Consider the following 25794-nt stretch of genomic DNA (forward strand, 5'->3'; position numbering starts at 1 on the left):
CGATCGGACTCGTCGGCAGCGTGCTGTTTGGCGGCATGTAAATCTCCGCCCGCTGGTTGTCACGCGAGCAAAGGCTCGCCCTTTTTCCAATAGCCGCATTCGGATGAGCAACCGGTCGTGGAAACACGATCGGCTGCTCGAATCCTCATCGTGCGGCGTCGCCGCGAAAGATGCGTCTCGATCGCTCCAGCGACGCTGACAGGAAGCAACTGTTAACCACTCGCTCCCTATTGCTCAGCAGACATTTCACAGTGAGTCTTGAGCATGGAAGCCAGGCGTTTTTCTCGGGTCAATTCGTTGCACGCAGTTTCGCCCGATGACCCCCAAGGAGAGCGTTCCGGCGGCCCGCGCGGCAAGGCGGATGTTCGCCAGCCCGGCGCTTCTCACGCAGGTCATTCCGGGCGGGCTGCCGATGTCGGCGGCGACACCGAAAGCCCTGCCTGGCAAGAGTATTTTTTCCTTGCGCCCAATGTGCGTTTTACACGCACGCCGGACTATGAGCCCAAGCATCGCCAGCAGGACGAGGTTGCCGGGGAGGGTCGCCCGCAGGCGCTCCCGACGCAGCAGGCCGGGCCTGGCGCCGTCATGCATCGCGGGCCGCCACCGGCCGGGCCCGCCCAGCCAGCGCGCGGTGGCGAGACGTCCCAGGGCGTTGTGCCCGCGGCTCCGAAGGTGCCCGCAACGGCACCAGCGGCCACGCGTCCGGGGCCCGTCGTCGGGAACGGAGCGCCGGTCAAAGCAGCCACCGCTGAAAAAGCCCGGCGGCCCTATCTTTCGGATCACGCCTTCTTCGAGGGCCTGGCTCCGCTTCTGGTCGATGTGACGTCGCCGATCCGGCAGGTCAGCCCGGCCCCGCGCGCACCGGTCGCGGCTCCACCGCTTGCCGCGGCGCGGGCCGACATCTCCGCGTCCGCGGCTGATGTCACCGCCTTGTTCCGTGTCATCGAATGCCTTCCGGGCCAGGCACCGTCCGCCTTGCCGGAAGTCTTTCCGGCCAACTCCAACAAGGCCGTGGCCGCCCCGTCCGTTCCGGCGGGGACCGCCCGGCGGGCTCGGACGACGGCCGCAGTCGCACCTGCCGCAAGCAGCGCCGCCCCAGCGCCGGTTGTGCAACGCGTGGGCGAAGCCGTTCCCGCAGCGCGTGCACCGTCGCTGCCCATGGCCGGCAAGGTTGCTCAGCCGGAGACGGGCGAAGGCTACGAGCTTCCCTCGGAGGATTTGCTGCAGCAGCCTCCCGAGGGCCAAGGCTTCTACATGTCGCAGGAGCGGCTCGAGCAGAATGCCGATCTCCTGGAAAGCGTGCTGGAGGATTTCGGCGTGCGCGGCGAGATCATCCACGTACGCCCCGGTCCGGTCGTCACCCTCTACGAATTCGAGCCGGCACCTGGCGTCAAATCCTCGCGCGTCATTGGTCTCGCCGACGACATCGCCCGCTCCATGTCGGCGGTCTCGGCACGCGTCGCCGTGGTGCCCGGCCGCAATGTCATCGGCATAGAGTTGCCGAACGAGACCCGCGAAACCGTCTATTTCCGCGAACTGATCGAATCGCAGGGCTTCCGCAAGACCAGCTGCAAGCTGGCGCTTTGCCTTGGCAAGACGATCGGCGGCGAACCCGTCATCGCCGAGCTGGCGAAGATGCCGCATCTGCTCGTCGCCGGCACCACCGGCTCCGGCAAGTCGGTCGCCATCAACACCATGATCCTGTCGCTGCTCTACCGGCTGAAGCCGGAAGAATGCCGGCTGATCATGGTCGACCCGAAGATGCTCGAACTGTCCGTCTATGACGGCATCCCGCACCTTCTGACCCCCGTCGTCACGGACCCCAAGAAGGCCGTCACCGCGCTCAAATGGGCGGTGCGCGAGATGGAGGACCGCTATCGCAAGATGGCGCGGCTCGGCGTGCGCAACATCGACGGCTACAACGAGCGCGCCGCCCAAGCCCGCGACAAAGGTGAGACGGTCGTCATGACCGTGCAGACCGGCTTCGAGAAGGGCACCGGCGAATCGCTGTTCGAACAGCAGGAAATCGACCTCGCGCCGATGCCCTACATCGTCGTCATCGTCGACGAGATGGCCGACCTGATGATGGTCGCCGGCAAGGAGATCGAAGGCGCCATCCAGCGCCTGGCGCAGATGGCGCGGGCCGCCGGCATTCACCTGATCATGGCGACGCAGCGGCCTTCGGTCGACGTCATCACCGGCACGATCAAGGCCAATTTCCCGACCCGCATCTCCTTCCAGGTCACCTCCAAGATCGACAGCCGCACCATCCTGGGCGAGCAGGGCGCCGAACAGCTGCTCGGCCAGGGCGACATGCTGCACATGATGGGCGGCGGGCGCATCGCCCGTGTGCACGGCCCCTTCGTGTCCGACGCCGAGGTCGAGCATGTCGTGGCGCATCTGAAGGCGCAGGGCCGCCCCGAATATCTGGAGACCGTGACGGCCGACGAGGATGAAGAGGAAGAGGAAGGCGACCAGGGAGCGGTCTTCGACAAGGGAGCCGTTGCCGCCGAGGACGGCGATTCCAGCTATGACGAGGCGGTCAAGGTGGTGTTGCGCGACAAGAAATGTTCGACGTCCTACATCCAGCGCCGCCTCGGCATCGGCTACAACCGCGCCGCTTCACTGGTCGAGCGCATGGAGAAGGAAGGTCTGGTCGGCGCGCCCAACCATGTCGGCAAGCGCGAGATCATGGCGGGCAAGCGCCAGCCGGCGGCCGCGCTCCCCGATGACGGCACGGACTGACCGGGCAGGCTGCCCCTGATCCGCAGCGCGTAAAAAAGGCCGGTTGCCCGGCCTTTTTTAGTATCTGGTGTCGGACCGCTCAGCCGATCTTCTGGCCGGTCTTGGCCCAGTCGGCGAGGAAAGCGGCAAGGCCCTTGTCGGTCAGCGGATGGTTGACCAGCGCCTTCAGCGTCGCTGGCGGCGCGGTGATGACGTCGGCGCCGATGAGAGCCGCCTGCTTGACGTGGTTCACCGTTCGCACGGAAGCGGTCAGGATTTCGGTCTGGAAGTCGAAATTGTCGTAGATCTGGCGGATCTCCTGGATCAGTTCCATGCCGTCCGAGCCGGTGTCGTCGATGCGGCCGACGAAGGGCGAGATGAAGGAAGCGCCGGCCTTGGCGGCGAGCAGCGCCTGGTTGGCCGAGAAGCACAGCGTAACGTTGACCATGCGGTTCATCTCGGTGCGGATGGTCTTGCAGGCCTTCAGGCCGTCCAGCGTCAGCGGCACCTTGATGGCGATATTGGGCGCGATCTTGGCCAGCACCTCGGCCTCGGCCATCATCTGCTTGAACTCGGTCGCCACGACCTCGGCCGAGACCGGGCCTTCGACGATGTCGCAGATCTGCTTGGTGACCTCAATGATCTTGCCGCCCGATTTCAGGATCAGCGAGGGGTTGGTGGTGACGCCATCGAGCAGTCCCAGATCGTTCAGTTCCTTGATCTCTTTGATATCGGCGGTGTCGGCAAAAAATTTCATGGCGGGTCTCCTGACGATTTCGTCGTGCTTGGGAAGGCGCGTTCAGCGTTGCTCTTTGATCTAGACCAAAGTCAGGGCAAGGTCACGCCTCATGATCGAAGATTCGCCCTTTGTCGCGGCCGCACCGGTGCTGGTGCCGATGCCGGCCGAACGTCCCTACACCTATGCCGTGCCGGCCGGCATGCGCGTGGTGCCGGGTTCGATCGTGCGCGTGCCGCTTGGGCCGCGCCAGGTCGCCGGCATCGTCTGGGACGGCACGGTCGAGCAGGTCGATGCCAGGAAATTGCGCCCGATCGAGCAGGTTTTCGACTGTCCGCCGATCGACCGCGCCATGCGCCGCTTCGTCGACTGGGTGGCGCAATACACGCTGTCGGCGCCGGGCATGGTGGCGCGCATGCTGCTCAGGGCGCCGGAGGCCTTTGATCCCGAACCCTGGATCGAGGGGCTGCAGCGCACCCTGCTTGTGCCCGACCGGATGACGGATGCGCGGGCACGCGTGCTGGAGACGGCCGAGGGTGGGTTGGCCTGGACGCGCTCCGGCCTCGCGCACGCCGCCGGCGTGTCGTCGACGGTGATCGAGGGGCTGAAAGCGCAGGGCGTGTTTGAGACGGTGATGATCCCGCCGCGCCCGGTGGTGGCCGCGCCTGACCCAAGCTATGCCGTTCCCGAACTGATGCCGGACCAGAACGAGGCCGCGTCAATGCTGCGCGCCAATGTCGCGGCCGGCGAGTTCAATGTCGCGTTGCTCGACGGCGTCACCGGTTCGGGCAAGACGGAGGTCTATTTCGAGGCGGTGGCGGCCGCGCTCGAGCAGGGCGGCCAAGTGCTCATCCTGCTGCCGGAAATCGCGCTGACGCATGCCTTCCTCGAACGCTTCCAGCAGCGTTTTGGCGCCAAGCCGGCCGAGTGGCATTCCGACCTGCCGCCGCGAATGCGCGAAAAAGTCTGGCGGCAAGTGGCGGAAGGCGGCGTGCGCGTCGTCGCCGGCGCGCGCTCGGCGCTGTTCCTGCCATTCAAGGAGCTTGGCCTGATCATCGTCGACGAGGAACACGACCCCGCCTACAAGCAGGAAGACCGCGTCTTCTACAATGCGCGCGACATGGCCGTCGTGCGCGGCCATATAGGCGGCTTCCCCGTGGTCCTGGCGTCGGCGACACCGTCGGTCGAGAGCCGGGTCAATGCCAGCCAAGGCCGCTATGCCAGGGCTGTGCTTTCCGCCCGCTTCGCCGAGGCGGCACTTCCCGACCTCAAGTCGATCGACATGCGGCGCGCGCCACCGGCGCGTGGCGGCTTCCTGTCGCCGGTGCTGATCGACCATATGCGCCGGACGCTGGAGAAGAAGGAGCAGTCGCTCTTGTTCCTCAACCGACGCGGCTACGCGCCGCTGACGCTGTGCCGGGTCTGCGGCCATCGCTTCGGCTGCCCGGTGTGCTCGGCCTGGCTGGTCGAACACCGCTTTCGCGGCCAGTTGGTCTGCCACCATTGCGGTCACAATGAGCGCCGTCCCGAAGCCTGCCCGGAATGCGGCACGCTCGACCACCTGGTCGCTTGCGGTCCGGGGGTCGAGCGCATCGCCGAGGAGGTCGTCACGCATTTCCCGGACGCGCGCACCATCGTGCTGTCGTCGGATATCATGGGGGGTGTACGACGGTTGCGGCTGGAGCTGGAGGCAATCGCCAATGGCGAGGCCGATATCGTCATCGGCACGCAACTGGTCGCCAAGGGCCACAATTTCCCTGATATGACGCTGGTCGGCGTCGTCGATGCCGATCTCGGCCTTGCCAATGGCGATCCGCGCGCCGCCGAGCGCACCTTCCAGTTGCTCAGCCAGGTGACCGGCCGTGCCGGCCGCACCGGCAAGAAGAGCCTGGGCCTGCTGCAGACGTTCCAGCCCGACCATCCGGTGATGCGGGCGATCGTCTCCGGCGACGCCGAATCTTTCTACCAGCGTGAGATTTCTGAGCGCGAACGCGCTGCCTTGCCGCCCTTCGGCCGGCTGGCCGGCGTCATCGTCAGCGCCGTGACGCGGGCGGAGGCGGAAGGCCATGCCCGCGGCCTGCGCCGCGCCGCGCCCGAGGCGTCGGACCTGTTCGTGCTCGGGCCGGCCGAGGCGCCGCTGTCCCTGCTCGGCGGCCGCCATCGCTTCCGCCTGCTGATCCAGGGCGAGCGCCGCGCCGACATGCAAGGTTTTATCAGAGCTATGCTGGCCAATGGACCGAAACAGCGCGGCTCGGTCCGGGTGCAGGTCGACATCGACCCGCAGAGCTTTCTGTAGGGACGCAATTTCAGCTACAGCTGTCTCGGCGAGAGAAACGGAAAGATCACATGAAAACCCTTGGCCTGCTCGGCGGCATGAGCTGGGAATCGACCGCCATCTATTATCGCCTGCTCAACGAGATCGTGCGCGAGCGGCTGGGTGGGCTGCATTCGGCGAAGCTTCTCATGTGGTCGTTCGATTTCGCCGAGATCGCCGAGCGGCAGCATCATGGTGATTGGGACGGCGCCGGCGCGCTGCTGGTCGATGCCGCGCGCAAGCTCGAGGCCGGCGGCGCGGAAGGCTTGCTTCTGTGCACCAACACCATGCACAGACTGGCTGACCAGGTGCAGGCTTCGGTGTCGATCCCGCTCATCCACATTGCCGATGCCACGGCGGTGGCGGTCAAGCGCGCAGGCATGCAGCGCCCGACGCTGCTGGCGACGCGCTTCACCATGGAGCAGGATTTCTACAAGGGCCGGCTCGCCGACAAATACGGCCTGTCGCCTGTCGTGCCCGATGCGGCCGGGCGCGACATGGTGCATCGCGTCATCTATGACGAGTTGTGCCAGGGCATCGTGACCGGAGCCTCGAAGGCCGCTTATATCGAATTGGCCGAACGCCTGCGCCGTGAAGAGGCCGCCGACAGCATCATCATGGGCTGCACGGAGATCACCATGCTCATCGGCCAGGGCGATTTCGACATTCCGGTTTTCGACACGACGCGCATCCATGCCGAGGCGGCGGTGGAATTCGCGCTCGGTTGATGCGGGTCTCCTAAAGTGCCTTGAGCCATCTGGCGCGGCATTTTTCCTCCGCTAGAATGCCCGCGATTTCAAAATAGGCATTCCGAGGGACACGATGGATTTTGCGCTTCCATGGCCGACGAGCCAGGGCGAATGGCTGGCCTGGTCGAGCGCGGTCTTCACCGTGCTGCTCGGCCTTCTGTTTTTCCTGGCGCCGGGCCTGGCGTTCCGCATCCTGCGCCTGCAGGCGAAACCCGAGAAGGCGGCGGCGATCGCCGAGGGGCGAGGCCGCATGTCGGGCTTCTATCTCGGGGTCGGCCTGTGTTGCATCCTGCTCGCGCAGCCGCTGGTCTACATGGCGCTCGGCTTCTCCTGGCTGTTCACTGCCTTCGGCCGGCTGCTGTCGATGATGTCGGATGGCGCCAATACGCCTTTCAATTGGGTTTCCATTGTGGTGGAATTGGCGCTCGCGGCCTTGCCGCTCGCCTTTGCCTTCGGCTTTGTGCCCTGAATCCAAGGGTATTCCGGCGCGCAGGACGCTGATCTTTCGCCGGATGCGACAATAGTGCCTGAAAACCATGCGGAACGACGCATTGCGGTCTTAAAATGCCTGTGCTAGACGGCAATCGACTTTCGGCCGGGGATAGCGGAAGCCGCGCCTCCGTGCTTGGAAAAATGCAGTAAGGTCAAAGATTTAGCCAGAGTTTTTGCTCGCGCCAACAATCTGCGGCCTGTCAGACAAGAGAAAAGACGGTCCGTGGCCCAATCGTCATCGCCAATCTCAGGTGTCGCAGAGCGCTATGCCGGTTCGCTGTTCGAACTGGCATCGCAAGCAAATTCCGTGGCCAAGGTCGAGGCCGACCTCAACGGTTTCGAGGCACTGCTCGCGGGCAGCGCGGACCTCACCCGGCTGATCAACAGCCCGGTGTTCTCCAGCGAAGACCAGGCCAAGGCCATCGCGGCGATCGCCGACAAGGCAGGCATCACCGGCCTGACCGGCAATTTCCTGCGCGTCGTCGCCAAGAATCGCCGCCTGTTCGCGGTGCCCGGCATGATCAAGGCGTTCCGCCAGATCGCGGCCGAAGCCCGTGGCGAGGCTGCGGCCGAAGTGACGTCGGCTCATGAGCTGACCGCGGCCCAGCAGACCGAACTCAAGGCGGCGCTGAAAAGCGTTGCCGGCAAGGACGTGGCCATTTCCGTCACCGTTGACCCGTCGCTGCTCGGCGGGCTGGTGGTCAAGATGGGCTCGCGCCAGATCGATACGTCGCTCAAAACCAAACTCAATTCGCTCAAGCTTGCACTGAAAGAGGTCGGCTGATGGACATCCGCGCCGCGGAAATTTCCGCAATTCTGAAAGACCAGATCAAGAATTTCGGCAAGGAGGCCGAGGTCTCCGAAGTCGGACAGGTGCTGTCCGTCGGTGATGGTATCGCCCGTGTCTACGGCCTCGACAATGTCCAGGCCGGCGAAATGGTCGAATTCCCCGGCGGCATCCGCGGCATGGCGCTCAACCTCGAAGCCGACAATGTCGGCGTCGTCATCTTCGGCGCCGACCGCGACATCAAGGAAGGCGACACCGTCAAGCGCACCGGCGCCATCGTCGACGCGCCTGTCGGCCCCGGCCTGCTCGGCCGCGTCGTCGACGCGCTCGGCAATCCGATCGACGGCAAGGGCCCGATCAAGGCGGTCGAGCGCAAGCGCGTCGACGTCAAAGCACCCGGCATCATCCCGCGCAAGTCGGTGAACGAGCCGATGTCGACCGGCCTCAAGGCCATCGATGCGCTGATCCCGGTCGGCCGCGGCCAGCGCGAGCTGGTCATCGGCGATCGCCAGACCGGCAAGACGGCCATCATCCTCGACACGATGCTCAACCAGAAGTCGGTGCACGACAACGGCCCCGAGAAGGAAAAGCTCTACTGCGTCTACGTCGCCGTCGGCCAGAAGCGCTCGACCGTCGCGCAGTTCGTCAAGGTGCTGGAAGAGCGCGGCGCGCTCGAATATTCGATCATCGTCGCCGCCACCGCTTCCGACCCGGCGCCGATGCAGTTCCTGGCGCCGTTCACGGCCTGCACCATGGGCGAGTATTTCCGCGACAACGGCATGCATGCACTGATCAGCTATGACGATCTGTCGAAGCAGGCCGTCGCCTATCGCCAGATGTCGCTGTTGCTGCGCCGCCCGCCGGGCCGCGAAGCCTATCCGGGCGACGTCTTCTACCTGCACTCGCGCCTGCTCGAGCGCGCCGCAAAGCTCAACGACGATCTGGGTGGCGGCTCGCTGACCGCGCTGCCGGTCATCGAGACGCAGGCCAACGACGTGTCGGCCTACATCCCGACCAACGTGATCTCGATCACCGACGGCCAGATCTTCCTCGAAACCAACCTGTTCTTCCAGGGTATCCGTCCGGCCGTCAACGTCGGCCTGTCGGTGTCGCGCGTCGGTTCCTCGGCGCAGATCAAGGCGATGAAGCAGGTTGCCGGCTCGATCAAGGGCGAGCTCGCGCAGTACCGCGAAATGGCTGCTTTCGCGCAGTTCGGCTCGGATCTCGACGCCGCCACGCAGCGCCTGCTCAACCGCGGCTCGCGCCTGACCGAGCTCCTGAAGCAGCCGCAGTTCTCGCCGCTGAAGACGGAAGAGCAGGTCGCGGTGATCTTCGCCGGCGTCAACGGCTATCTCGACAAGCTGCCGGTCAACCAGGTCGGCAAGTTCGAGCACGGCCTGCTCAGCCACATGCGTTCGGCCGGCAAGGACGTCCTCGACGCCATCCGCAAGGAAAAGGCGCTGTCGGACGATCTGCGCGCCAAGCTGAAGGCCGAGATCGACGCCTTCGCCAAGACCTTCGCCTGAGCGAAGTGCCAGTCCGGATGAGACAAGACGGGATCAGGTTTGAAGCATGCCTTCATTAAAAGACCTTCGTAACCGTATCGCCTCGGTCAAGGCGACGCAGAAGATCACCAAGGCGATGCAGATGGTTGCCGCGGCGAAGCTGCGCCGTGCGCAAGAGGCGGCGGAAGCGGCGCGTCCCTATTCGGAGCGCATGGGTTCCGTGCTGGCCAATATCACCCAGGCGGTCGGTGGCGGGGGCGATGCCCCGGCGCTGATGACCGGAACCGGCAAGGACGACGTGCATCTGCTCGTCGTCTGCACCGCCGAGCGTGGCCTGTGCGGCGGCTTCAATTCGCAGATCGCCCGTCATGCCCGCGACCATATCCGCCGGCTTCTGGCCGACGGCAAGCAGGTCAAGATCATCTGCGTCGGCAAGAAGGGTTTCGACATCCTGCGCCGCGACTATGCCGCGATGATCATCGAACGCGTCGATCTGCGCGAGGTCAAGACGCTCGGCTTCGTCAATGCCGATGCGATCGCCCGCAAGGTCATCCATCTGTTCAACGAGGGCGCCTTCGACGTCTGCACGCTGTTCTACTCGCAGTTCAAGTCGGTGATCAGCCAGGTTCCGACCGCGCAGCAGATCATTCCGGCAGCGTCCGCCTCTTCGGCTCAGCCAGAAACGGCCGATGGCGCCAGCGCCGTATACGAGTATGAGCCGGAGCCGGGCGAAATCCTGTCCGACCTCATCCCGCGCAACATCGCGGTGCAGATATTCCGTGCGCTGCTCGAAAACGCGGCGGGCGAAATGGGCGCCAAGATGAGCGCCATGGACAATGCGACGCGCAACGCCGGCGAGATGATCAACAAGCTGTCGATCACCTACAACCGCCAGCGGCAGGCGCAGATCACCAAGGAACTGATCGAAATCATTTCGGGCGCCGAGGCGCTCTAGGCGCGGTCAGCGGGTCATTGGCCCGCGAACCGGACCGCGTGAGAAACAAAGGACGAAAAGGGTAAAGACGATGGCGAAAGCAGCGACCCCGAAGACGGCAGCCCCCAAGGCAGCAGCTCCCGCGAAGGCGGCCAAGGCTCCGGCAGCGGCAGTAAAGGCGGCTCCGGCCAAGGCGGCAGCAGCGCCGGCCAAGGCCGCCGCTGCCAAGACGCAGGCCGTGGCCACCAAGGCGACCGGCGTTGTCGGCAAGGTCCGCCAGGTCATCGGCGCCGTCGTCGACGTGCAGTTCGGCGAGCATCTGCCGCCGATCCTGAACGCGCTCGAGACCAACAATGTCGGTAATCGCCTGGTGCTCGAAGTTGCGCAGCATCTGGGTGAAAACACCGTGCGCTGCATCGCCATGGACTCCACCGAAGGCTTGGTGCGTGGCCAGGAAGTGCGCGACACCGGCGGCCCGATCGCCGTGCCGGTCGGCCCGGGCATGCTCGGCCGTATCATCAACGTCATCGGCGAGCCGGTCGACGAGGCAGGCCCGGTCGACGCGGTCGAATTGCGCTCGATCCACCAGCCGGCTCCGGCCTATATCGAACAGTCGACGGAAGCGCAGATCCTGATCACCGGCATCAAGGTGCTCGACCTGCTCGCGCCCTACGCCAAGGGCGGCAAGATCGGCCTGTTCGGCGGCGCCGGCGTCGGCAAGACGGTGCTGATCCAGGAACTGATCAACAACATCGCCAAGGCGCATGGTGGTTACTCGGTGTTCGCCGGCGTCGGCGAGCGCACCCGCGAAGGCAACGACCTTTACCACGAGTTCATCGAATCCGGCGTCAACAAGAAGGGCGGCGGCGAAGGTTCGAAGGCGGCGCTGGTGTACGGCCAGATGAACGAGCCGCCGGGCGCGCGCGCCCGCGTCGGCCTGACCGGCCTGACGGTTGCCGAATATTTCCGCGACCAGGGCCAGGACGTGCTGTTCTTCGTCGACAACATCTTCCGCTTTACGCAAGCGGGTTCGGAAGTGTCGGCTCTGCTCGGCCGTATCCCGTCGGCCGTGGGCTATCAGCCGACGCTCGCCACCGACATGGGCGCGCTGCAGGAACGCATTACCACCACCACCAAGGGCTCGATCACCTCGGTGCAGGCGATCTACGTGCCGGCCGACGACTTGACCGACCCGGCGCCGGCGACCTCGTTCGCCCACCTTGACGCGACGACGACGCTGAACCGTTCGATCGCCGAAAAGGGTATCTATCCGGCCGTCGATCCGCTGGACTCGACCTCGCGCATGCTCGACCCGCTGGTCGTTGGCGACGAGCACTATGCCGTTGCCCGCCAGGTGCAGTCGATCCTCCAGCGCTACAAGTCGCTGCAGGACATCATCGCCATCCTGGGCATGGACGAGCTCTCGGAAGAGGACAAGCAGACCGTGGCCCGCGCCCGCAAGATCGAGCGCTTCCTGTCGCAGCCGTTCTTTGTCGCCGAAGTGTTCACCGGCGCGCCGGGCAAACTGGTCGACCTCGCCGATACCATCAAGGGGTTCAAGGGCCTCTGCAACGGCGACTATGACCACCTGCCGGAAGCCGCCTTCTACATGGTCGGCGGCATCGACGAAGCGGTCGAGAAGGCACAGCGCCTCGCGGCTGAAGCGGCTTAATCAAGGGAATAGGGAGTAGTCAGTAGTCAGTAGTGAATAGCAGCTGGGTGATCGGGGCGGTTGTCCTCTCTCCCTACTTCCTACTCACTATTCCCTACTCGCTAAATTGACATGGCTGAAGCTTTCAAGTTCGAACTGGTCTCGCCGGAGCGCCTGCTGGTTTCCGCCGAGGTCGAATCCGTGGTCATTCCGGGCGCCGAGGGCGAGATGACCGTCATGGCCCATCACGCGCCGGTCATGACCACGATCAAGCCGGGCGTCGTCACGGTGAAGAATGCCTCGGGCAGCGAAGAACGCTATGTCGTGTTCGGCGGCTTCGCTGACATCGTCCCGGCCGGCTGCACGCTGCTGGCGGAATCGGCTGTGGCGGTGAAGGATGTCGACCGCGCCGACCTCGCCCGCCGCATCCAGGAAGCCAGGGAAGACGCGGCCGACGCCAAGGACGATCAGTCGCGCAGCAAGGCGGAACAGTTCCTTAGCCAGCTCACCACGCTGGAAGGCGCAATCCTGCCGGCCTGAGGCTTGTCCCGGAAGACGGATTGAAAGCGGGGCCTGCCCCGCTTTTTTGTTTGTTGGGGCGGCAAGTGTTCAGCTACGGCGGCGATATCGTACCGCCGACATCGAAGTCCTCTACCGCCTGTTGACCCCGTCCAGCTCCGTCTTACCGTCCTTCGCCGTCTATGCCGAGCGCAGCGAGGGCCAAGGTCGTGCCGTCGCGCCGCAAATGAACAAGATGAATGGCCACGAGGTCGATCAGCGTCTGGCGTTCGGCGTGATCCCTGGCGAAGCCGGCCAGATCGAACACCGCCGTCACGGTTTCGTTCGCCGGCAGCTGCTGGTCCAAAAGCGCCGTCAGCTCCGCATCGAGCGGATCGGTGAAATGGCCCCTCGGCAAGCTCTTTCCGCGCGCCGCGCAGGCGGCGATCCAGGCTGCCACCACCAGCGTGAGGTGGACCAGCTCGGTGCCGGCTTCCAGGCACTCGATGGCCGAGGCAATGATGCGCTGCGGCAGTTTCTGGCTGCCGTCATTGGCGATCTGGGCGGTACGGTGGGCAAGTGCCGTGTTCGAAAAACGCTCGGCAAGCTCGGCCGTATAGGCCGATGTGTCGAGGCCGGCATCGTCAGGCAATGTCGATTTGGCCTCCTCCCACAGCGCATCGACGAACCGCCGGATCGCCGGATCGGCGAAGGCGCGATCGACCGTGGGGTGGCCGCTGAGCAGGCCAAGATAGGCGATGCCCGAATGCGCGCCGTTGAGCAGCCTCAGCTTCATGTCCTCGAAGGGGGCAACATCGCCGACCATGGTGACGCCGAATTTTTCCCAGGCCGGACGCCCGGCCGGGAAATCGTCCTCGATCACCCATTGGCGGAAAGGTTCGGTCATCACGGGCCAGGCGTCCTCGATGCCAAGTTCGCCTGATATCCGCGCCCGGTCGGCATCGGTCGTGGCCGGCACGATGCGGTCGACCATGCTCGAGGGAAATGCGACCTGACCGGCGATGTGGCCGGCAATTCCAGCACCGCCCGCCGAACCAGGCCTGGCATCGCGCAATTCAGCGAATTCGATCAGCAGCCTGTGCAAGGTGGCGCCGTTGGCCGGCAGGTTGTCGCAACACAGCACGGTAAAGGGCGGGGTGCCGGCGGCCAGCCTCCGGGCGAGCGCTTCGGTCAGAAAACCATGCGCGGTCTTCGGCTGTTGCGGATTGGCCAGGTCGTGGACGATGTCGGGATGCGCCGTGTCCAGCCCGCCGCCGGCCGCCCGCAAATAGGCTTTCTCGGTGATGGTCAACGTCACGATGCGGGTGCGGGGATCGGTCAGCACCGCCAGCACCGCAGCCGGGTCCTCCGGCGCCACCAGCAGCGAGCCGATGGAACCGATGACATGCAGCTTCTCGCCGCCGCTGCCGCGCACCGCCAGCGTGTACAGCCCGTCCTGCGGCGCCAGCGCGTCGCGGGTGTCGGCGCTGCGCAGCGACACGCCTGTTATGCCCCAGCCCGTCTCGCCGGCGGCCAGGCACTCATCGATGTAGGCGGCCTGATGGGCCCGGTGAAAGGCGCCGACGCCGAGATGCACAATGCCCGGCGTAATCGCGCCACGATCGTATCGAGGCGCGGCGACCTTGGCCGGCAATGCCTGCGCCGTGCGGTTGGAAAGGCGAAGGGCTGTCATCGGTTTGCGGCACTCATCTCGTGGGACGGCTGGTCAGGGAATGGCTGCTAATCCGCGGGCGGATCGCAGAACGGCGTAACATCGGCGGCGGTTGCCGACAATGCTCAGCATTGCTCAAAAGTCATCATACAACAATCCGATTTTTGTATGTTGACATTATTTCCAGCCGATCCTACCGATAGCGACCCTGGGAGGATGCCGTGGCACTGACGAATGCGGATTTGCTGTTTCCAGCCGAGGCGCGTCCGCTCTCGATCGCCCGCGATCTCTACGCCGGCATCAAGGACCTGCCCATTATCAGCCCGCACGGCCACACCGACCCGCGCTGGTATGCGCTGAACGAGCCGTTCCCCGATCCCGCGCAACTGCTCATCGTACCTGACCACTATATTTTTCGCATGCTGTTCAGCCAGGGCGTGCGGCTGGAGGCTCTCGGCGTGCCGACGCTCGATGGCGCGCCCGTCGAGACCGACGGCAGGGCGATCTGGCGGCTGTTCGCCGAGCACTATCATCTCTTCCGTGGCACGCCGACCCGGCTGTGGTTCGACCATGTGCTTGCGCATCTGTTCAGCATCGAAGAGCCGTTGAGCGCCGCAACCGCCGATCGCCATTACGACACGATCGCGACGGTGCTGCAGTGGGAGAACTACCGCCCCCGCGCCCTGTTCGAGCGCTTCAACATCGAGGTCATCGCAACGACCGAAGGCGCGCTCGACGATCTCAAATGGCACCAGATGATCCGCGACAGCGGCTGGGAGGGCCGCGTCGTCACCGCCTATCGGCCGGATGCCGTCGTCGATCCCGATTTCGAAGGGTTTTCAGTCAATCTCGACCGGCTAGGCGAGGTCACCGGCTGCGACACCGGGACCTGGGCCGGCTATCTCGATGCGCACCGCCAGCGCCGCGCCTTGTTCAAGAGCTTCGGCGCGACCTCGTCGGATCATGGCCATCCCACGGCCGACACCGCCAATCTTTCCGATGCGGCGGCGCAGGAGCTGTTCAACCGGATTCGCGCCGGCTCGCAGGACGAGCGTGAACGAAAGCTGTTTCGCGCCCAGATGCTGACCGAAATGGCCAAGATGAGCCGGGACGACGGACTGGTGATGCAGATTCATCCCGGCTCCTGGCGCAATCATTCGCCTGGAATTTTCCAGAAATTCGGCAGGGACAAAGGCTTCGATATCCCGACCCGCACCGATTATGTGACGGCGCTGAAGCCGCTGCTCGACTGCGTCGGGCTCGAGCGCGACCTGACCGTCATTCTGTTCACGCTGGATGAGAGCAGTTACGCGCGCGAGCTGGCGCCGCTGGCCGGCGTCTACCCGGCGCTGAAGCTCGGGCCGGCCTGGTGGTTCCACGACAGCCCGGAAGGCATGCGCCGTTTCCGCGAGATGACCACCGAGACCGCCGGCTTCTACAACACCGTCGGCTTCAACGACGACACGCGCGCCTTTCCCTCGATCCCGGCCCGTCACGACGTGGCGCGGCGGGTCGACTGCGCGTTCCTGGCGCGCCTCGTCGCCGAGCACAGGCTGCGCGAGGACGAGGCTCATGAACTCGCGAAGGAGCTTGCCTACACGCTCGCCAAGACGGCGTACCGGCTCTGAACGGGACGCTCCGATTTTTCAAAGGGAGGAAGTCATGTTGCATTTTTCGAAATTGACGGCGGCCACATTCGCCTTCGGTTCGCTGCTGATCGGCATTGCAAATGCCGAGACCGTGCTGCGATCCTCGGATACCCATCCGGACGGCTATCCGACCGTCGAAGCGGTCAAGTACATGGGCGACCTCGTCAAGCAGCGCACCGCCGGCCGCTATTCGATCGAGGTCTATCACTCGGCGCAGCTCGGTGAGGAGAAGGACACGATCGAGCAGACCCAGGCCGGGGTCATCGACCTCGACCGTGTCTCGATGGGACCGTTCAACGGTATCGTGCCGGAAACCGCCGTGCCGTCGCTGCCCTACATGTTCCGCTCGGTCGAACACATGCGCCATGTCATGGACGGGCCGATCGGCGACCAGATACTCAAGGCGTTCGAGGCGCATGACCTCGTCGGCCTCGCCTTCTACGATTCCGGCGCGCGTTCCTTCTACAACACCAAGAAGGACATCACCTCGATGGCGGACATGAAAGGCATGAAGTTCCGCGTCATCCAGTCCGACGTGTTCGTCGACATGGTCAACGCGCTTGGCGCCAATGCCACGCCGATGGCCTATGGCGAGGTCTACTCGGCGCTGCAGACCGGCGTCATCGACGGCGCCGAGAACAACTGGCCGAGCTTCGAATCCGCCAAGCACTACGAAGTGGCCAAGCACTACACCATGGACCAGCACCAGATCGTGCCGGAAGTGCTGGTCATGTCGAAGGCAAGCTGGGAGAAGCTGTCGCCGGAAGACCAGGCGATCGTGCGGCAGGCGGCCAAGGACAGCGTCGTGAAGATGCGCGAGCTCTGGGACGCGCAGGAGAAGAAGTCGCGCGACATCGTCGAGAAGGCCGGCGTCAAGGTCAGCGAGATCGACAAGCAGCCGCTGATCGACGCAATGAAGCCGGTCTACGACAAATATTTGTCGACGCCGGAACTGAAGGATCTGGCGGCGAAGATACAGGCCGAGAAATGAACGGGGCTAACAGGTCAGGCAGCGCGAGGACTCCTGCGCTGCCTTCGGACGCCCCTGCCACGAGAGGCTTCTGGCTCGCTGCCGAGCGCGTTCTCTCCGGGCTTGCCCGGCTGGCGTTGTGGGTCAGCGGCGCCGGCCTGACGCTGATGACGATCATCATCTTCTGGCAGGTCTTCTCGCGCTACATGCTGAACCGTTCGCCGAGCTGGACCGAATCCTTCTCGGTGCTGCTGATGGGCTGGTTCATCTTCCTGGGTGCCGCGGTCGGCGTGCGCGAGCGCACGCATCTGGGCTTCGACGTGCTGCTTTACGTCCTGCCTGCCTCGGCCAAGGCGGTGCTGCGCAGCATTTCCGATCTTGTCGTGCTGGCCTTCGGCGCCGGCATGATCGTCTACGGCGTGCAACTGGCGAGGCTGACCTGGAATACGGTGATGCCTTCGCTCGCCCTGCCGGGCGGCGTCAGCTTCCTGCCGGTCATCCTTGGAGGCGCGTTGGTCTGCCTGTTTTCACTGGAACGGCTGGCCGGGCGTTTTGCCGGCCTGCCCGTCGACGCCGACATCCATGCAACCGGCGAGGAGGTCTGAACCATGGCCTTGATGGTCCTTTTCGGCACCTTCGTGTTCCTGCTGGTCATCGGCACGCCGATCGCGTTCTGTCTGGGCGTCGCCAGCTTCGCGACGATCCTCACGCTAGGCCTTCCGCCGGTCGTGGTGTTCCAGCGGCTCAATTCCGGCGTCAGCGTTTTTTCGCTGATGGCCATACCCTTCTTCATCTTCGCCGGCGACCTCATGGTGCGTGGCGGCATCGCCGCGCGGCTGGTCGCGCTGGCAGGCTCACTGGTCGGCCATTTGCGTGGCGGTCTGGGGCAGGTCAACATCGCGGCGTCGACCATGTTCGGCGGCATTTCCGGCTCGGCGGTGGCGGATGCGTCGGCAGTCGGCGGGCTGATGATCCCGCAGATGAAGGCGCGCGGCTACGGCATCGACTACGCCGTCAACATCACCTCGGTCGGCGCCATCATCGCGCTTTTGATCCCGCCCTCGCACAACATGATCATCTACTCGATTTCGGCCGGCGGCCGTATCTCGATCGCGGATCTGTTCACGGCTGGCGTGTTGCCGGGTCTGCTGCTGGCGCTGTCGCTGATGATAACGGCCTATTGGGTCGCCAGCCGCCGCGGCTACCCGACGGAGCCCTTCGCGGGCTTCGGTCGGGCCTTGCAGCTGCTTGTCGCCGCCATTCCGGGCCTTATCCTGATCGCCATCATCTTCGGCGGCGTCAGGTCCGGCATCTTCACCGCGACCGAGAGCTCCTGCATCGCTATCGTTTACGCCTTCCTGGTCACGCTGATCATCTACCGCTCGATGAGTTGGGGTGACTTCGTCGCGGCGACGACGGCCTCGGTGCGGACCACCGCCATGGTGCTGATGATTATCGGCTGCGCGGCGGCCTTCGGCTGGCTGCTCGCCTATCTCAGGGTGCCGGCGGCGCTAGTCGCCTTTCTGCAGTCGGTATCCGACAACAAGCTGGTCATCCTGCTGTTGATCAACATCGTGCTGCTCATTCTCGGCACCTTCATGGACATGTCGCCGCTGATCATCATCACGACGCCGATCTTCCTGCCGGTGGTCATGGCCTATGGCGTCGATCCTGTGCATTTCGGCGTGATCCTCATCCTCAATCTCGGCATCGGCCTTTGCACGCCACCGGTTGGCGCGGTCCTGTTCGTCAGCTGCGCCATTGGCCGCATTCCGATCTGGACGGCGATGCGCTCGATCTGGCCATTCTATGGCGCCGCCTTCGTGGTGCTGATGCTTGTCACCTACATACCGGAAATCTCATTGTGGCTGCCGAGCCTGTTCCATTAGGAGATCACCCAGGTGTCCGATATCGCAAACGACCTCAGGGTCGAGAGAAAACCCAAACTGTCGGAAACCGTCGTGGCGGCGATCCGCAAGCAGTTGCATGCGGGTGAAATCCTGCCCGGCCACAAGCTGCCGACCGAGGGCCAGCTGACCGAGACCTTCGGCGTCAGTCGCACCGTCATCCGCGAGGCGATGGCCAAGCTTGCCGCTGACGGCCTTGTCGAGCCGCGGCAGGGGGCGGGTGTCTTCGTCACCGAGCACATCTCGACCATGTTCGGGGCGCTGGCCGCCGACATGGGGGCCAAGGATTCGATCGCGCTCAACGTGCTCGAGGTGCGGCTGGCGATCGAGATCGAATCGGCCGGGCTCGCCGCCATCCGCCGCAACGCCGCGCAGGAAGCGGCGATCCAGGAAGCCTTCTTCGAGTTCGAGCGGCTGCTACTCGACGGCCAGCCGACCGGACCCGCCGATCTCGCCTTCCATCGCGCCATCGCCAGCGCCACCAACAATCCGTTCTATGTCGAGATGCTCGACGTGCTCGGCCGGCGCGCCATTCCGTGCGACGTGACCTCGCCCTGGTCGACCGAGCTGGTGCAGTCCGACAGCTACCAGCGCGGGCTGCAGCGAGAGCATCTGGTGATCCTGAACGCGATCACGGCGGGCGATGCCGAGGCCGCGCGCGAGGCGATGCGTGCCCATCTCGGCGCCAGCCAGCAGCGCTACCGCGAACGCCTGCAGGCGCGGCAGGCCTATTACGCCAGTTCGACCAGGGCCGCCGCCGGCGAATGATCCACCGGAAGTCAGGAAAGAGATGAGCCAGAACCACACAGACTACACATCGCGCTTCGCCATCGATCCGGCGGCCGCCGCCGCCATGGGAACGGACGAACTGCGCCATAATTTCCATATCGACGATCTCTTCCAGCTTGGCCGGATCAGCCTGACCTACACCCACTACGACCGGATGATCGTCGGCGGTGCCGTGCCGGTGGCGACGGCGTTGCCGTTGGAAGCGATCAAGCCGACCGGCACCAAGGGTTTTCTCGACCGGCGCGAACTGATCGCCGTCAATATCGGCGGCGCCGGCACGATCGAAGCCGGGGGCCAGTCCTTCGACCTCCAGGCGCGCGACATGCTCTATCTCGGCATGGGCACCGAAACGGTTTCGTTCACCTCGGCTGATAAAGACGACCCGGCCAAGTTCTATCTGCTCAGCGCGCCGGCGCATCAGGCTCATCCCAGCCGGCTGATCCGCCTCGGCGACGCCAAGCGCCTCGATCTCGGCAGCAAGGAGGCCTGCAACGAGCGCTCGATCTTCCAGTTTATCCATGCCGGGGGAACAAAGACCTGCCAGCTCGTCGTCGGCATGACGCAGCTGGCGCCGGGCTCTATCTGGAACACCATGCCGTGCCATGTGCATGACCGGCGCATGGAGGCCTATCTTTATTTCGACCTGCCCGAGGCGGCGCGCGTTTTCCATTTCATGGGCGAGCCGGACGAGACGCGCCATATCGTCATGCGCAATGAAGAGGCGGTGCTGTCGCCAAGCTGGTCGATCCATTCGGGCGCCGGCACGTCCAACTACGCCTTCATCTGGGCGATGGCGGGCGACAATGTCGACTACACCGATGTCGATGCCGTGGCGATGGACGCGCTGCGGTGAGCGACCTCACTGCCTTCAGCCTGGCCGGCAAACGCATCCTGGTCACCGGCGCCAACACCGGGATCGGCCAAGGCATCGCGGTCTCCATCGCGCGCGCCGGCGGCGCGGTGATCGGCGTCGGCCGCTCGTCGATGGCCGATACGGCGAGCAAGGTCGCGGCTCTGGGCGGCGAATTCAAGGCGGTCGCCGCCGACCTTGCCAACACCGGAGCGGCCGGACCGATGCTCGATCGTGTCTGGGACGAAAGCGGGCCGCTCGACGGGTTGGTCAACAATGCCGGCATCATCCGGCGCGCCGATGCCGTCGACCTGACGGAGACCGACTGGGACGATGTCATCGATGTCAATTTGAAGACGGTCTTCCTGCTCAGCCAGTCCTTTGCCCGGCGCGTCCTTGCCGGCGGGCGCCAGGGCAAGATCGTCAACATCGCCTCGGTGCTGAGTTTCCAGGGCGGCATCCGCGTCGCGTCCTACACGGCGTCAAAGCATGGCGTGCTCGGCATCACCCGTCTGCTCGCCTGCGAGTGGGCGGCGAAAGGCATCAACGTCAACGGCATAGCGCCGGGCTATATCGAGACCAACAACACGCAGGCGCTGCGTGCCGATCCCGACCGCAGTGCCGCCATCCTCGGGCGCATTCCCGCCGGGCGCTGGGGCGAGCCGGGAGACATTGGCGATGCCGCCGTCTTCCTGCTGGCGCCGGCCTCGAACTACATGCATGGCGCGGTGGTGCCAGTGGACGGCGGCTGGCTGGCGCGATGAGGAGATGACAATGACCGAGCCTAAGACTTTCGCGCAAGCAGGCGAGGGTGCCTGGATGCCGACGCCAGACGGCAATCGCCGGCGCGTGCTGCTGTCCACCGACGAACTGATGATGGTCGAATTCGGCATCGACAAGGGCGGCGTCGGCGCGCTGCATTCGCACCCGCACGTCCAGGCAAGCTACGTCGCCGAAGGCCGTTTCGAGGTGACCATCGACGGACGGACCGCAATCCTGGAGGCCGGCGGCAGCTTCATCGTGCCGTCCGGCCTGGTGCACGGCGTCAGGGCGCTGGAGGCGGGACGGCTGGTGGACAGTTTCACGCCGCACCGCGCTGATTTTCTCGCCTGACCCGGCCGCCGGCGATTTCCCGGCCAATGAAAAAACCCGCACTTCCAAGGAAGCGCGGGTTTGTTGCCTGGGCGCCAATGGCGCCGCGGTACTCAAAACATCACCGCAGGACCGGAAACCTGCCGGATCATGGTGAATATAAACTTAATGCGTGTCAGGTGATGCGCCTGAGCAGGCCGAAAAGCCGTTCGAACGTCCTGCCATAGGGCGGGCGCAGAAGGGCTCCTGCGCTCAAGCGCGACTGCTGGAAGACCGGCTTCTCCTTGCTGAAGGTGCGGAAGCCCCACTCGCCGTGATAGGCACCCATGCCGCTGGCGCCGACACCGCCGAAGGGCTGGTTCTCCTGCACCAGATGCAGCATGCAGTCGTTGATGGTGACGCCGCCGGCGACGGTCTCGCGCAGGATGCGCCGGCGGTTGCCGCTGTCGCGCCCGAACCAGTAGAGCGCCAGCGGCCGGTCGGCCCGGTTCACATAGTCGATGGCGTCGTCGACCGTGGCGTATTCGACGATCGGCAGCACCGGGCCGAAAATCTCCTCGCGCATCAGCCGCAGGTCCGGCCCGGCGTTGCTGACCAGGGTCGGCAAAAGCTTCCGCCCAGTGGTGCCGAGGTCTTCGCCGGCCGGGTTGATCTCGGTGATGTCGGCGCCGGCCTCGCGGGCCTCCGCGATCATGGCGCGCAGGCGCTGGTAATGCCGGTCGCTGATGATGGCGGTATAGTCGGGGTTGTCGCGCAGCGAGGGATAGAGCCGCGCCACCGCGATTGCGAGCTTGGCAGCGACCGTGGCTGCCTGTCCCTTGGGCACCAGCAGATAATCCGGCGCGATGCAGGTCTGCCCGGCATTCAGCAGCTTGCCATAGGCGACGCTGGCTGTTGCCGCGTCGAGATCGCAGGAAGGGTCGAGGATCGCCGGCGACTTGCCGCCGAGTTCGAGCGTGACCGGGGTCAGGTTGGCGGCGGCGGCGATGGCGACCTGGCGTCCGACCGCGGTCGAGCCGGTGAACAGCAGGTGGTCGAAGGGCATCGAGACGAAGGCCTTGCCCATCTCGGCATCGCCGGTGATGACGCTGAGTTCATCCGGGGCGAAGTGCTCGCCGGCCAGTCTGGCCAGCAGTTCGGAGAAAGCAGGCGTCAATTCGGAAGGCTTTACCAGGACGCGGTTGCCGGCGGCGAGGGCCGCCGTGACCGGCGCCACGGCGAGCTGAAAGGGGTAGTTCCAGGGCGATACGACGCCGACCACCCCAAGTGGCTGCGGCAGAAGGCGGTTTTTGCCCGGCAGGAAGGGCAAGGTGGTGGCGACACGACGCTCCCGCATCCAGCCGCCGACATGCGCAAGGGCATGGCGAATGCCGGCGCGCACGACGAACAGTTCCGCAAGACGGGTCTCATGCGCCGAGCGGCCGCCGAAGTCAGCGTCGATCGTGGCGCAGATTTCGCTCTCATGCCGCTCGGTCAGCGCCAGCAGGCGTTTGAGACGGTCTTTCCTCAGGCCAAGGTCCGCAAAGGGTTGCTTCTCGAAAGCGGCGCGCTGTAGCCGGAACCGCTCGTCGAGAGCATCCTGTCTCACCTGCAGCATCGTGCCCTCCCGGCCTGATTGGCCAAGTTTACATCGCAGAGCGAAGGAATCCAGCGGGAGCGATGGTGTCGTTGGGGAAGGAGGCGCGATGATGCCCCGATGCCATAAGCGGCGTTGGCGATTTTGCAGAAGGTGGTGCGGCAGGCCTTGTGCAATCCTTGGTTGCATGCTGCAATGCTGGACGGGCAAGAGCTCGACACCAAGGGGGTTCGAATGAGCGGAAAACACCACATGCTGGCAGTGGCCGGCATTTTCTTAGTAACCGGCGCGATCGGCATCCTGTCCGCGATCGTCCTGCTGGCCTTTGGACATTCGCCGAATATTGTGGGTTCCGCCTCAAGCGTGGCCTACGTCATCGGTGGCTACTACTTCCTGAAAGGGTCAAGGCCGGCGAAGATTTTCCTGACGGTCATGGCGGCTCTCGCCACGCTGCTGGAAGCCGTCATCGGCATCCTCATGCTGAGCGATGGCCAGGTGCCGATAGGCCTGTTTATCATGCTGCTGGCGGTCCTTACCGGCTATTGCTTCCATGCGCTGCAACTGTCGAAGGCTCTCAAGGCCGAATTCGATCGCCGGTCCGAGACATATCGGTTGGAGAAGGGCAAGGCCGCCCAGCGCTATTATGACGAATTGGAGCAAGGCGGCAGCGGCGAGTGATGCCTGGGAGGGAGCTATATCTCTGTATCACCTTAGTCTGACCTGTCAGGCGGTCGTGCGCGGCACTGGTGCAGATCGGCGATATCGACCGTTGTGATCGGATGAGGGCTGCGCTACTCCAGGCCCTCACCCGGAGGTCGCTTTGACCGGTTTGCCTATCCTCTCCAATCCACGAAAAGCCGTTCCCAGTCCGGCGGCCGCCTGATGCAGGTAATGGCAGCGAGCATCCGCGCCGAGGATCCCAAGCGGCGCGTGCTGAAGGACGTGTTCGGCTTCGACGATTTCCGCCCCGGCCAGGCCGACGTGATGGACGCGCTGCTCGGCGGGCGCCATGTGCTGGCTGTCATGCCCACGGGGGCCGGAAAATCGCTCTGCTACCAGGTTCCGGCGCTGGTGCTGGGCGGGCTCACCCTCGTCGTCTCGCCGCTGGTGGCGCTGATGCAGGATCAGGTCGCGGCGCTGCGGCTTGCCGGGGTAGCGGCCGATACGATCAATTCCTCGCTCGATCGCGAGGCCAATGTCGCGGCCTGGCGTCGCGTCGCTTCGGGCCAGACGCGGCTGCTCTATCTGGCGCCGGAGCGGCTGATGACCGAGCGCATGCTCGAGGCGCTCTCCAGGCTCGACGTCAGCCTGATCGCCATCGACGAGGCGCACTGCATCTCGCACTGGGGGCCGGCATTCCGGCCCGAATATGAAGATCTGTCTCGGTTGCGCGGCATCTTTGCCAATGTGCCGATCATCGCGGTGACGGCGACGGCCGACGAGAGCACGCGCACCGACATCGCCGCCCGGCTGTTCGCCGAGCGGGTCGAGACGCTGGTGCTGGGTTTCGACCGGCCCAACATCAAGCTGGCCATCGAGGCCAAGCAGGACAGCAAGCGGCAATTGCTGCGGTTCATCGAGCGCCATGCGGGCAAGAGCGGCATCATCTATTGCCTGTCGCGCAAGAAGACCGAGGAGATGGCGGCCTTCCTCGAGAAGAACGGCGTGAGAGCGCTTGCCTATCACGCCGGCATGAGCAAGGAGGCGCGCGAGGCGAATCAAAACGCCTTCATGACCTTGTCTGGCGTCGTCATGGTGGCGACCATCGCCTTCGGCATGGGCATCGACAAGCCCGATGTCGCCTATGTCTTCCACACCGATATGCCGGGCAGCCTGGAGGCCTATTATCAGGAAATCGGTCGTGCCGGCCGCGACGGACGCGAGGCCGAGGCGCATATGCTCTACGGTCTTGGCGACATCCGCATGCGGCGGCTGTTCATCGATGACGAGGACGCCTCGCCCGAGCACAAGAGACGGTCGCATCGCCGGCTCGACACGCTGATCGGTTATTGCGAAACGGCGCAATGCCGCCGCCAGGTGCTGCTCGGCTATTTCGGCGAAGAGGCTCAAGCCTGCGGCAATTGCGACAACTGCCTCGATCAGGCGCCGCGCGCCGATGGCAGTGCCGAGGCGCGGAAAATCCTCGCGGCGGTCGCGCAGAGCGGCGAGCGCTTCGGCGCGGCCCATGTCATCGACATCCTGCTTGGCCATGAGACCGAGAAGGTGCTGGCGCGGGGCCATCAATCGCTGAGCAGTTTTGGCGCCGGCGCCGCGCACAGGAAGACAGTGTGGCTGTCGCTGGTCCGGCAACTGGTCGCCGGTGGGTTCCTGATGCCGGATCCCGAGGGCCATGGCGGTCTCGCCATCTCCGAAAGCGGCCGCGCGCTCGGCCGCGGCGAGGTTGAATTCCGGTATCGCGTCGAGAACCGCGACCCTCTCACGCGCGGCAGGAAGCGTTCCGGGGAAGGCTCTCCCGCCGATGCCGAGGGCGTGGATGCCTCGCTGCTGGCGGCGCTCAAGGCGCTGCGGCTGCGGCTCGCCAAGGAGCGCCAGGTGCCGGCCTATGTGGTGTTTTCCGACCGCACGCTGATCGACATGGCCGCCCGCCGCCCGCGCGACCTCGACGCCTTCACCGAGGTGAATGGCGTGGGCGGGGCGAAACTCAAGGAGTTTGGCGAGGTTTTTCTGGCCGCGATCGCGGCGCATCGGCCCGACGGGGCAGGCTGAGGATCAGGCTTGGCGATGGGACTGCCTTCAGCTGCTGTTAGGCTACCCCGCCTCCGCCGAAACGACGGCCACCGCCATACTTCCGACGGTGTACCGATTGTTTGCGGATCGAACTTACCCACCCGCTCTCTTCTCCCAGACGACGACATGCGTCTTCGGCAGACGGGATCTG

At 64.9% G+C, this 25794-nt stretch carries 22 protein-coding genes; 19 read left to right on the forward strand and 3 right to left on the reverse strand.

Translation table 11 applies throughout. The features are described 5' to 3' along the window. Window positions 1-264 precede the first annotated feature (264 nt). Window positions 265-2745, forward strand: coding sequence for a DNA translocase FtsK (locus tag EN850_RS30080; protein ID WP_136092788.1), 2481 nt, complete (start codon window positions 265-267; stop codon window positions 2743-2745). Between the two features lie 79 nt (window positions 2746-2824). Here EN850_RS30080 and fsa read toward each other — a convergent pair whose 3' ends face one another. Further along, window positions 2825-3481 carry a fructose-6-phosphate aldolase gene (gene fsa / locus EN850_RS30085; protein WP_135929934.1) on the reverse strand — a complete coding sequence of 219 codons (657 nt, stop codon included), beginning with the start codon at window positions 3479-3481 and terminating at the stop codon, window positions 2825-2827. Window positions 3482-3572: 91 nt separating this feature from the next. Here fsa and EN850_RS30090 point away from each other — a divergent pair, with 91 nt between their 5' ends. From EN850_RS30090 to EN850_RS30130, 8 genes are all read left to right on the forward strand, one after another. After that, window positions 3573-5756, forward strand: coding sequence for a primosomal protein N' (locus tag EN850_RS30090; RefSeq protein ID WP_136092789.1), 2184 nt, complete (start codon window positions 3573-3575; stop codon window positions 5754-5756). A 50-nt stretch (window positions 5757-5806) separates the two neighbouring features. Further along, complete coding sequence (locus EN850_RS30095; protein WP_127275646.1) at window positions 5807-6502, forward strand: aspartate/glutamate racemase family protein; 696 nt, start codon at window positions 5807-5809, stop codon at window positions 6500-6502. 94 nt (window positions 6503-6596) lie between these two features. Further along, on the forward strand, window positions 6597-6992 hold the full coding sequence (locus EN850_RS30100) for a DUF4345 family protein (protein WP_127275645.1): 396 nt from the start codon (window positions 6597-6599) through the stop codon (window positions 6990-6992). Window positions 6993-7238: 246 nt separating this feature from the next. Further along, on the forward strand, window positions 7239-7799 hold the full coding sequence (locus EN850_RS30105; protein ID WP_127275644.1) for a F0F1 ATP synthase subunit delta: 561 nt from the start codon (window positions 7239-7241) through the stop codon (window positions 7797-7799). Then, entirely contained in the window at window positions 7799-9328 is a 1530-nt protein-coding gene (atpA, locus tag EN850_RS30110; RefSeq protein WP_127275643.1) for a F0F1 ATP synthase subunit alpha, read from the forward strand. Before EN850_RS30105 ends, atpA begins: the two co-directional genes overlap by 1 nt. Window positions 9329-9374: 46 nt before the next feature. Continuing rightward, the gene (locus tag EN850_RS30115) at window positions 9375-10262 is read left to right on the forward strand and encodes a F0F1 ATP synthase subunit gamma (RefSeq protein WP_127275642.1); all 888 of its coding nucleotides are present in this window, start codon (window positions 9375-9377) and stop codon (window positions 10260-10262) included. Between the two features lie 70 nt (window positions 10263-10332). Continuing rightward, window positions 10333-11913 (forward strand): F0F1 ATP synthase subunit beta, encoded by a 1581-nt coding sequence (atpD, locus tag EN850_RS30125; protein ID WP_189524574.1) that lies wholly within the window; start codon window positions 10333-10335, stop codon window positions 11911-11913. A gap of 111 nt (window positions 11914-12024) precedes the next feature. Further along, window positions 12025-12432 (forward strand): F0F1 ATP synthase subunit epsilon, encoded by a 408-nt coding sequence (locus EN850_RS30130; RefSeq protein ID WP_127873378.1) that lies wholly within the window; start codon window positions 12025-12027, stop codon window positions 12430-12432. A gap of 142 nt (window positions 12433-12574) precedes the next feature. On the opposite strand, the gene EN850_RS30135 is transcribed toward EN850_RS30130, so the two are convergent. After that, window positions 12575-14083, reverse strand: a complete 1509-nt coding sequence (locus EN850_RS30135; protein WP_136092790.1) for a mannitol dehydrogenase family protein — start codon at window positions 14081-14083, stop codon at window positions 12575-12577. Between the two features lie 200 nt (window positions 14084-14283). On the opposite strand from EN850_RS30135, the gene uxaC reads away from it, so the two are divergent. Genes uxaC through EN850_RS30175 form a run of 8 tightly spaced genes read left to right on the forward strand, consistent with a single transcriptional unit; the run spans window position 14284 to window position 21340 of the window. After that, window positions 14284-15690: a glucuronate isomerase gene (gene uxaC / locus EN850_RS30140; RefSeq protein ID WP_136092791.1), complete on the forward strand. Its 1407-nt coding sequence runs from the start codon at window positions 14284-14286 to the stop codon at window positions 15688-15690. Window positions 15691-15724: 34 nt separating this feature from the next. Beyond that, the gene (locus EN850_RS30145) at window positions 15725-16702 is read left to right on the forward strand and encodes a TRAP transporter substrate-binding protein (RefSeq protein WP_136092792.1); all 978 of its coding nucleotides are present in this window, start codon (window positions 15725-15727) and stop codon (window positions 16700-16702) included. Next, on the forward strand, window positions 16699-17286 hold the full coding sequence (locus tag EN850_RS30150; protein ID WP_167531540.1) for a TRAP transporter small permease: 588 nt from the start codon (window positions 16699-16701) through the stop codon (window positions 17284-17286). The genes EN850_RS30145 and EN850_RS30150 overlap by 4 nt, the downstream gene beginning before the upstream one ends. 3 nt (window positions 17287-17289) lie before the next feature. Further along, window positions 17290-18570: a TRAP transporter large permease gene (locus tag EN850_RS30155; protein ID WP_127275635.1), complete on the forward strand. Its 1281-nt coding sequence runs from the start codon at window positions 17290-17292 to the stop codon at window positions 18568-18570. Window positions 18571-18582: 12 nt separating this feature from the next. After that, window positions 18583-19356 (forward strand): FadR/GntR family transcriptional regulator, encoded by a 774-nt coding sequence (locus EN850_RS30160; protein ID WP_127275634.1) that lies wholly within the window; start codon window positions 18583-18585, stop codon window positions 19354-19356. 22 nt (window positions 19357-19378) lie between these two features. Then, entirely contained in the window at window positions 19379-20230 is an 852-nt protein-coding gene (gene kduI / locus EN850_RS30165; protein ID WP_136092793.1) for a 5-dehydro-4-deoxy-D-glucuronate isomerase, read from the forward strand. Next, window positions 20227-20991, forward strand: coding sequence for a 2-dehydro-3-deoxy-D-gluconate 5-dehydrogenase KduD (gene kduD, locus EN850_RS30170; RefSeq protein ID WP_136092794.1), 765 nt, complete (start codon window positions 20227-20229; stop codon window positions 20989-20991). Before kduI ends, kduD begins: the two co-directional genes overlap by 4 nt. Window positions 20992-21001: 10 nt before the next feature. Beyond that, window positions 21002-21340: a cupin domain-containing protein gene (locus EN850_RS30175; protein WP_136092795.1), complete on the forward strand. Its 339-nt coding sequence runs from the start codon at window positions 21002-21004 to the stop codon at window positions 21338-21340. 154 nt (window positions 21341-21494) lie between these two features. On the opposite strand, the gene EN850_RS30180 is transcribed toward EN850_RS30175, so the two are convergent. Next, window positions 21495-22916: a coniferyl aldehyde dehydrogenase gene (locus tag EN850_RS30180; protein ID WP_127873383.1), complete on the reverse strand. Its 1422-nt coding sequence runs from the start codon at window positions 22914-22916 to the stop codon at window positions 21495-21497. A 114-nt stretch (window positions 22917-23030) separates the two neighbouring features. On the opposite strand from EN850_RS30180, the gene EN850_RS30185 reads away from it, so the two are divergent. Continuing rightward, window positions 23031-23573 (forward strand): hypothetical protein, encoded by a 543-nt coding sequence (locus EN850_RS30185; protein ID WP_136092796.1) that lies wholly within the window; start codon window positions 23031-23033, stop codon window positions 23571-23573. A 204-nt stretch (window positions 23574-23777) separates the two neighbouring features. After that, on the forward strand, window positions 23778-25622 hold the full coding sequence (recQ, locus tag EN850_RS30190; protein ID WP_136092797.1) for a DNA helicase RecQ: 1845 nt from the start codon (window positions 23778-23780) through the stop codon (window positions 25620-25622). The last annotated feature ends 172 nt before the right edge of the window (window positions 25623-25794 follow it).

It is taken from the genome of Mesorhizobium sp. M8A.F.Ca.ET.207.01.1.1 (assembly GCF_004794715.1).
Taxonomy (GTDB): Bacteria; Pseudomonadota; Alphaproteobacteria; order Rhizobiales; family Rhizobiaceae; genus Mesorhizobium.

Bases quoted from the DNA above. Each gene is read 5' to 3' on its own strand.
- EN850_RS30080 (WP_136092788.1), top strand. From the start codon at position 265: ATGGAAGCCAGGCGTTTTTCTCGGGTCAATTCGTTGCACGCAGTTTCG.
- fsa (WP_135929934.1), bottom strand. From the start codon at position 3,481: ATGAAATTTTTTGCCGACACCGCCGATATCAAAGAGATCAAGGAACTG.
- EN850_RS30090 (WP_136092789.1), top strand. From the start codon at position 3,573: ATGATCGAAGATTCGCCCTTTGTCGCGGCCGCACCGGTGCTGGTGCCG.
- EN850_RS30095 (WP_127275646.1), top strand. From the start codon at position 5,807: ATGAAAACCCTTGGCCTGCTCGGCGGCATGAGCTGGGAATCGACCGCC.
- EN850_RS30100 (WP_127275645.1), top strand. From the start codon at position 6,597: ATGGATTTTGCGCTTCCATGGCCGACGAGCCAGGGCGAATGGCTGGCC.
- atpA (WP_127275643.1), top strand. From the start codon at position 7,799: ATGGACATCCGCGCCGCGGAAATTTCCGCAATTCTGAAAGACCAGATC.
- EN850_RS30115 (WP_127275642.1), top strand. From the start codon at position 9,375: ATGCCTTCATTAAAAGACCTTCGTAACCGTATCGCCTCGGTCAAGGCG.
- atpD (WP_189524574.1), top strand. From the start codon at position 10,333: ATGGCGAAAGCAGCGACCCCGAAGACGGCAGCCCCCAAGGCAGCAGCT.
- EN850_RS30130 (WP_127873378.1), top strand. From the start codon at position 12,025: ATGGCTGAAGCTTTCAAGTTCGAACTGGTCTCGCCGGAGCGCCTGCTG.
- EN850_RS30135 (WP_136092790.1), bottom strand. From the start codon at position 14,083: ATGACAGCCCTTCGCCTTTCCAACCGCACGGCGCAGGCATTGCCGGCC.
- EN850_RS30145 (WP_136092792.1), top strand. From the start codon at position 15,725: ATGTTGCATTTTTCGAAATTGACGGCGGCCACATTCGCCTTCGGTTCG.
- EN850_RS30150 (WP_167531540.1), top strand. From the start codon at position 16,699: ATGAACGGGGCTAACAGGTCAGGCAGCGCGAGGACTCCTGCGCTGCCT.
- EN850_RS30155 (WP_127275635.1), top strand. From the start codon at position 17,290: ATGGCCTTGATGGTCCTTTTCGGCACCTTCGTGTTCCTGCTGGTCATC.
- kduI (WP_136092793.1), top strand. From the start codon at position 19,379: ATGAGCCAGAACCACACAGACTACACATCGCGCTTCGCCATCGATCCG.
- EN850_RS30175 (WP_136092795.1), top strand. From the start codon at position 21,002: ATGACCGAGCCTAAGACTTTCGCGCAAGCAGGCGAGGGTGCCTGGATG.
- EN850_RS30180 (WP_127873383.1), bottom strand. From the start codon at position 22,916: ATGCTGCAGGTGAGACAGGATGCTCTCGACGAGCGGTTCCGGCTACAG.
- recQ (WP_136092797.1), top strand. From the start codon at position 23,778: ATGCAGGTAATGGCAGCGAGCATCCGCGCCGAGGATCCCAAGCGGCGC.